At 43.1% G+C, this 4,736-nt stretch carries 3 protein-coding genes; 2 read left to right on the forward strand and 1 reads right to left on the reverse strand.

Annotated features, from left to right (window positions below):
* Positions 1-723 precede the first annotated feature (723 nt).
* Positions 724-1,842 carry a ferrochelatase gene (locus tag IQ229_RS13490; RefSeq protein WP_194044450.1) on the forward strand — a complete coding sequence of 373 codons (1,119 nt, stop codon included), beginning with the start codon at positions 724-726 and terminating at the stop codon, positions 1,840-1,842.
* Between the two features lie 44 nt (positions 1,843-1,886).
* Here IQ229_RS13490 and IQ229_RS13495 read toward each other — a convergent pair whose 3' ends face one another.
* Positions 1,887-2,432 (reverse strand): NADPH-dependent FMN reductase, encoded by a 546-nt coding sequence (locus tag IQ229_RS13495; protein ID WP_194044452.1) that lies wholly within the window; start codon positions 2,430-2,432, stop codon positions 1,887-1,889.
* Positions 2,433-2,825: 393 nt separating this feature from the next.
* On the opposite strand from IQ229_RS13495, the gene ftsH reads away from it, so the two are divergent.
* Positions 2,826-4,715, forward strand: a complete 1,890-nt coding sequence (ftsH, locus tag IQ229_RS13500) for an ATP-dependent zinc metalloprotease FtsH (RefSeq protein ID WP_194044458.1) — start codon at positions 2,826-2,828, stop codon at positions 4,713-4,715.
* Positions 4,716-4,736: the final 21 nt, after the last annotated feature.

Below are 4,736 nucleotides of genomic sequence, written 5' to 3' on the forward strand. Positions count from 1 at the left end.
AAATCATACAAGACTGACTCTCAAATTTGCAATAAATATATTTAACAATCATCATCAAAACTAATATATAAAGCCCATAAATAAGGAAGCCGACGTAAATATTTGTAGTTGAGATAGGGCAAGGGGCAGGAGTCAAGAAGCAGGAACAAAGAGAGTTATAGCCTAATTTATCTTGATTTACTTAGTTTAGTTTTATTGTGCCGTTACTAATTTTCAAGGTCTGGTAAATGCTTTTTTCAGCTTATCTACTTTGTATAGCAATTAGACTGTTAAAGCGTGTTTTATAACTACTGGTTTAGCCTAGTAACTTTTTAGATCCTCCTAAATTACCCTTCAAAAGACGCCGTTTAGGGACTTCCAGTGAAAAAACATCCCATCGTATGGGCACGCAGATGTGCATTGTCAATTTCTGCGTGTCCTCTGTGCCTCTGTGATAGACTGCGGCAAGTATGCTATTTTGTAACTCGTGCGTAAGTCCGTCCTAATGTCTGGGGAAGCTTGACAAGCTTGGATAGCTCCCGACTTAAAGCACATTTATTTAGTTAAAGTGTTTTTATCTATACAGTACAGTAATAATCAAAATATGTCTTTTGATGTATTCTTTTGATTTTGCCACCTATCCTATCCCCCTGGATGGGATAATAAGTTACTAGTAGGGAAAAAGTGCAAACTATTCCCTAACTCCAAATCTCTCTGCACTCTGGTTATATTGAGGAACTAATTGTGGTTGCCACGCCGGAAAAAGTACAACACACCCACGAGCATCTATCAGGTAAAGACCGTGTAGCCGTACTGCTTATGGGCTACGGCGAAGTCGAAAGCTACGAAGATTTCGCCAACTATAACGAACAGGCTTTAAATCTACTGACAGCAAAATTCGCACCGGTACCAACCTGGATTTATCCGCCTCTGGCAAAGCTTTTGGCATTATTTGACCGCCATGAGTGGGGACACACACACCACGATTTTATCTCCCCACACAATGCCATCTTTGAACAGCAACGGGTTGGGATTGAGAAGAATTTACAAGAAAAATGGGGTGATAAGGTTCAAGTTTTCAAAGCTTTTAACTTCTGCGCCCCTTTCCTACCCAATCAAGTTTTAGCAGAAATCAAAAACCAAAGCTTCGAGAAGTTGCTGATTTACCCACTGCTGGTTGTTGATTCTATCTTTACCAGTGGGATTGCGATCGAGCAAGTTAACAATGCTCTTGTTGAGTTGGCTGATGGTGAAGAACACTGGGTTAAAGCACAGCGCTACATTCCTTCTTTCTTCAACGAACCAGCCTACATCGATTTAATGGCTCATCTGGTTGAGGAAAAAATTGCTGAGTTAGCAGGTGCTTATCTACCTTCTCAAATCGGTATTGTCTTAATGAATCACGGCTGTCCCCACAAAGCTAAAGGCTTTACTTCTGGGATTGCCGAAAGTGAAGCAATGTACGACTTGGTTCGGGATAAGTTGATTAACCGCTATCCGTTAATCTCGGTGGGTTGGCTCAATCATGACACACCCTTAATTGATTGGACGCAGCCAAATGCAGAGCAAGCTGCAAATAACCTGATTCAATTGGGTGCAAAAGTGGTAATTTTTATGCCAATTGGCTTTGCTACAGAAAACCACGAAACTCTATTGGATGTACACCATATCATCCATGCTTTGGAAAAACAGCATCCTGGCACGAACTACGTGCAAATGGCTTGCGTCAACGATCGCCCAGAATTCTTGGCAATGGTGGCGCAATGGGCTGATACTCATATAGCAGAGTTGTTATCAGAACAACCTTTGGCAGTTAATCCCCAACTCGCTGGAGATCACCATCATCACCACCATCATCATTAAGTTTTGAGTTGACGAGGGTGGGCAAAGCTAGACCCACCCTACAATTAATTTACGCCCCGCAGCTTGCGAGTGTTATCAACTAAACTTTGAGCAAATTGATCAAATCTTTGAGATAGTTTCTCATCTACTAGTTTGCCTTCAGGACTGAACGCACCCCAAGCTTGTCCGATCGCAATTTGTTCAGGGATAGACCAACAATGCACCCATCTGGTAATTAACCGTAGTTCGTTTAGAGCGTTGCTATTAGACTGACCACCCAAAACACTAATAAATCCTGCTACTTTCTCAGATAGTTGATCGAAGCTCATTAAGTCCAGAGCATTTTTTAGGACACCACTAACGCCACCATGATACTCAGGTGTAGCTAAAATTAACCCATCGGACTGACTAACTGTTTCTTGCAACCGCTGAACATCTGGATACTCTGGATACTCCTTTGCGCCAGTGCAAAATGGTAGCTGCAACTGCCGTAAATCGAGAATTTCTACCTCTGCACCTAAAGCTTCAACTCTTTGCGCTGCGACTTCTAAAGCAAGCTGGGTATAAGAGTTGGGTCTTAAACTACCACCAATGCCAATAATTTTCACCATAATTAACCCATAAACTATTAACTAGCTACTATTGTCAGATTTGTTAAAAAGCGGAATCGTTATGACTATGTTTATCTTAGCGATTTGTGCTGGAATGTGTCAAATTAATATCTACTGGGGATTGGGCACAAGAGGCAGGGGAGCAGGGGAACAGGGGAGAAGTAGCAGTAAGCCTTTCCCCTCTGCCCCTTGTACCAAATGCCCAGTCTTAACAGCTGCATACTAGATACCCTTGCACAACTTTATGTAATAGCCTGAAGAAACTTGGGAATGCTTTTGTGTGGAAGTTAGACTAGATAAGAAAAGTGTAATTTCCAGTTATTACAATTTTTGATAGAAGAATAGGCATAAAACCAGCGCTTAACTTGTGCCAGCAGACAAAGGGTAATTATTATGACAAATTCGGGAAAAAAAGCATTGATAAAAAGGCAGTCCTCAAAGCGCGTTGCTTGGGTTGGTGCAATTGCTGCTAGTTTGATTATGTTGCCAGGAATTTTCGGAAGTACTCCTGTCATGGCACAAAAGGCAGAAACCGCCTCGCTAAATTATGGCGACTTGATCAAGAAAGTGAAGGCGGGAGAAGTCGAGAAAGTAGAGTTAGACGAAACCGAACAGCTAGCAAAGGTTTATCTTAAGGGACAAAAAGATAATACACCACCGCAACAGGTGAGACTTTTGGCGCAAAACACAGAGTTAGTCAACATTCTCAAAGACAAGAATGTTGATTTTGGCGAAGTTTCCTCTGCGAACAGTCGAGCTGCTGTTGGGCTGTTGATTAATTTGATGTGGATTTTGCCACTGGTAGCTTTAATGCTATTGTTCCTCCGACGCTCTACTAATGCTTCTAGCCAAGCGATGAATTTCGGCAAATCCAAAGCTCGCTTCCAAATGGAGGCAAAAACTGGAGTGAAGTTTGAAGATGTCGCCGGGGTTGAAGAAGCTAAAGAAGAACTCGAAGAAGTTGTGACTTTCCTGAAACAGCCAGAAAGATTTACTGCTGTAGGCGCACGGATTCCCAAAGGAGTGCTGTTAATTGGCCCTCCTGGTACTGGTAAAACTTTACTAGCAAAAGCGATCGCAGGTGAAGCCGGTGTACCATTCTTCAGTATTTCTGGTTCAGAATTTGTGGAAATGTTCGTAGGTGTGGGTGCATCTCGCGTGCGTGACCTTTTCAAGAAAGCCAAAGATAATGCCCCTTGTCTAATATTTATCGATGAAATTGACGCAGTAGGTAGACAACGGGGTGCTGGTATCGGTGGCGGTAACGACGAGCGCGAACAAACCCTCAACCAACTGCTCACCGAAATGGATGGGTTTGAAGGTAACACAGGCATCATTATTATTGCTGCCACAAACCGCCCAGATGTTTTAGATACAGCATTACTCAGACCGGGACGCTTTGACAGACAAGTGATGGTCGATCCACCCGATCTCAAAGGGCGACTAGAAATTTTGAAAGTCCACGCGCGGAATAAGAAAATCGATCCTAGCGTATCATTAGAAGCGATCGCTCGCCGCACTCCTGGTTTTACTGGTGCAGATTTAGCTAACTTACTCAACGAAGCCGCTATTCTTACTGCTAGAAGACGTAAAGAAGCCGTCACCCTTTTAGAAATTGATGCTGCTGTAGACCGAGTTGTTGCAGGTATGGAAGGTACCGCCTTAGTAGACAGTAAGAGCAAGCGCTTGATTGCCTATCACGAAGTTGGACACGCTTTAGTAGGCACATTGCTCAAAGACCACGATCCTGTGCAGAAAGTTACATTAATTCCACGGGGACAAGCACTGGGATTAACTTGGTTTACTCCCAACGAAGAACAGGGGTTAATTTCTCGTTCCCAACTCAAATCGAGGATTACTGCTACTTTGGGTGGTCGCGCCGCCGAGGAAATTGTTTTTGGGAAGCCAGAAGTGACCACAGGTGCAAGCAATGACTTGCAACACGTGACAGGGATGGCGCGGCAGATGGTGACACGCTTCGGGATGTCAGAATTAGGCCCGTTGTCCTTGGAAAATCAGAGTGGAGAGGTATTTTTAGGACGCGACTGGATGAATAAATCAGACTATTCTGAGGAAATTGCTGCCAAAATTGATTCACAAGTGCGCGAAATTGTTAGCAATTCCTACATTAAGGCCAAAGAACTGTTGGAAGAAAACCGCGTAGTTTTGGAGCGTTTAGTAGATTTGCTAGTAGAACAGGAAACAATTGAAGGTGATGCATTCCGCAAAATTGTTGCCGATCATGTTCAGGTAGCCGATGAACAATTGGCTGTACCTCATTAAAAATATAGTGAGAAATAATCT

The sequence above is a fragment of the Nostoc cf. edaphicum LEGE 07299 genome (genome assembly GCF_015207245.1).
Lineage (GTDB): Bacteria > Cyanobacteriota > Cyanobacteriia > Cyanobacteriales > Nostocaceae > Nostoc > Nostoc edaphicum_B.

Coding starts and splice junctions, on each gene's coding strand:
- IQ229_RS13495 (WP_194044452.1), bottom strand. CDS start 2,432: ATGGTGAAAATTATTGGCATTGGTGGTAGTTTAAGACCCAACTCTTAT.
- ftsH (WP_194044458.1), top strand. CDS start 2,826: ATGACAAATTCGGGAAAAAAAGCATTGATAAAAAGGCAGTCCTCAAAG.